Here is a 2,477-nt window from a genome sequence, read left to right as displayed (position 1 = left end):
ATGACCGACATCGATATCGCCGCCACCGGAGCCGACCACACCTCCGCCGGGCACCTGGCCACGCCGACGTACACCCGCGACACTCCTGGCTTCGACGGTCGGACCGCGCTCGTGACTGGCGGCGGGTCCGGGATCGGGCGCGGCATCGCCCGGGCCTTCGCCCGTGCCGGTGCGACCGTCGTCGTCGCCGGTCGCAGCCAGGACGCCCTGGAGCAGACGGCGAAGCTCATCGAGCAGGACGGGGGCCGCGGGCTCGCCGTCCCGGCCGATGTCACCGATGACGACAACGTCCGCCACCTCATCGCGGTCACGGTCGAGCGGTTCGGCAAGCTGGACGTCGCCGTCAACAACGCCGGTGTGCTCGCGGCCGGCCCGATCGCCGAGCTGAGCAACGACGACTGGGCCCGGATGCTCGAGGTGAACGTCACCGGCGTCTTCCTCTCCATGAAACACGAAATCGCCGCCATGCGCGCAGCCGGAGGCGGCTCCATCATCAACATCGGGTCCAACCTCGGCGCGCACACGCAGGCGCCCGGGGTGGGCGCGTACGGGGCAACCAAAGCCGCCGTCAGCGCACTCAGCAAGGCCGCCGCCCTGGAGCACGCCCGGGACGGGATCCGCATCAACGTCGTCAGTCCCGGCCCGGTGGACACCCCGATGTCGTTGCTACCGGGCGAGACCTCTGCACAACGCGCCGAGCGATTCGCCACCCAGATCCCCGTCGGCCGCATCGGTTCGCTGGACGAGATCGCCTCCACAGTGCTGTGGGCCGCGTCCGACGGCGCGGGCTACCTCGTCGGGCATGACCTCGTCGTCGACGGTGGCGCGTCGGTATAGCAACCTGCTCCCCTCATTCGAACTCTGCGAGACTCTTCGCTCGTTCGAAGAGCTTCTCCAGCATGCCCTCCGTGAGCTTGCCGGTGAAGGTGTTCTGCTGGCTCGGGTGGTAGGACCCGATCAAGGTGATCGATCGAGGGCTGTACTCCAGCTGAGCCTCGGCGCCGTGGCCGAACTTGGGGCGCGGGCGTGGCACCTCGACGCCTGCCCGGCTGAGCGTGGCTAACGCCGCGGTCCATGCGAACGATCCGAGCGCCACGACCGCACGCAGGGACGGCAGCACCAGCGCGACCTCTCGGTCGATCCAGTGTGAGCATGCGTCCCGCTCAGCCGGCGACGGCTTGTTGTCCGGCGGGGCGCAGCGCACGGCGGCGGCGATGCGGACGCCGGCCAGCCGCAGGCCGTCGCCGGCGTGCTCGGAGGTCGGCTGGTTCGCCAAGCCGACCCGGTGCAGCGCGGCGAAGAGCCAGTCGCCACTGCGGTCGCCGGTGAAGATCCTCCCGGTCCGGTTGCCACCGTTGGCCGCCGGCGCCAGCCCGATCACCAGGACGCGGGGCTCCGCATCGCCCCAACCGGGGGTCGGCCGTCCCCAATACGGCTGTTCCGCGAAGGATCGCCGCTTGGTGACGGCGACGTCCTCCCGCCACGTCACCAGGCGGGGGCAGGCCCGGCAGACCGAAGAGCGCGCGGTGACCTCGGTGAGCGAGGACTGTGTTGCGAGCTCGGCGACCTCGTCCGGGCCGGTCGCCACCGGCGTATCCGCGTCGGCCACGTCGTCCGGCCACCCGGCGCCCGCCGGGACCGGGCTGGGGAAGACCGCTCCGGTGACGGGATGCGGCAGCGGCTCCGCCGACGGATCGGGGCGATCCGCGGACGTATTCGTATCCTCGACAGGCACGGCTCCCATTGTGCCTGGCAGCGCAGCAAATCCACGGATGGCTCGGCCAGGGGTTGAGCCGGTCATGACGGCCGAATACGATCATGGTCACCGCCCCCGGAGAGGTGCTCGATGACACAGCGACCAGCAGCGTCCACGCGGAACCGCACCGTCCGGATGCCGCTCGTGGTCGCGGCCACCTTGGCGTTCGTCGCGGTCGCGCTGGTGGTCACGATGGTCACGGTCATCCTCATCACCTGGGGCGATGACGATCAGTCCGCCGTCGCCGAGGCTCCGGCTCAACCCGCGGACCATTCCGGTTCCGCGACCGCCTCGCCGTCGGAGGCCGTCCCGGACGATGACGCGAGCGGCGAGCCCACGCCTTCTCCGGCCACCGGGAATCCCGAGGCCAGCACCCCCGGTAGCGGCGAGAGCGAACCGTCCGAGCTTGTCGCCGCTGAGATCGGCGCCCCGCTGACCGGTGCCGAGTCGATCTCCGGAGTGGCGCTCGGTGAGCTCGACGGTTCGCTCGTCGCCGTCACCGTCGGCGCCAGCGCACCGACCGTGTGGAACCTGGAGACCGGCGAGCAGGTCGGTGAGCCGTTGTCGGGCTACCTGGGACGGGCACGCTCAATAGCAGTAGGCGAGGTCGACGGAGAGCTGTATGCCGCCACCGCAGGCGAGGACAGCAAGAGCCCGGGCGTCTGGAACCTCGCCACCGGGGAACAGGTCAACGACCCCGTATCGGGCGGAATCTTGAGCT

The 2,477-nt window shown here is 70.6% G+C and carries 2 protein-coding genes and 1 pseudogene; 2 read left to right on the top strand and 1 reads right to left on the bottom strand.

Translation table 11 applies throughout. The features are described from left to right. Entirely contained in the window at nucleotides 1-837 is an 837-nt protein-coding gene (locus ELR45_RS35520) for an SDR family NAD(P)-dependent oxidoreductase (RefSeq protein WP_165367943.1), read from the top strand. 13 nt (nucleotides 838-850) lie between these two features. Here ELR45_RS35520 and ELR45_RS19805 read toward each other — a convergent pair whose 3' ends face one another. Then, the gene (locus tag ELR45_RS19805; protein WP_240759898.1) at nucleotides 851-1,735 is read right to left on the bottom strand and encodes a uracil-DNA glycosylase; all 885 of its coding nucleotides are present in this window, start codon (nucleotides 1,733-1,735) and stop codon (nucleotides 851-853) included. A 111-nt stretch (nucleotides 1,736-1,846) separates the two neighbouring features. Between ELR45_RS19805 and ELR45_RS19800 the strand changes: the two are divergent. Next, a pseudogene (locus tag ELR45_RS19800) lies at nucleotides 1,847-2,477 on the top strand (hypothetical protein); the annotation flags it as partial.

Source organism: Phytoactinopolyspora endophytica (genome assembly GCF_004138495.1).
Classification (GTDB): domain Bacteria; phylum Actinomycetota; class Actinomycetes; order Jiangellales; family Jiangellaceae; genus Phytoactinopolyspora; species Phytoactinopolyspora endophytica.
This window is presented reverse-complemented; position numbering and strand designations above follow the sequence as displayed.

Excerpts from the sequence above, each read along its gene's own strand:
- ELR45_RS35520 (WP_165367943.1), top strand. The coding sequence starts at position 1 with ATGACCGACATCGATATCGCCGCCACCGGAGCCGACCACACCTCCGCC.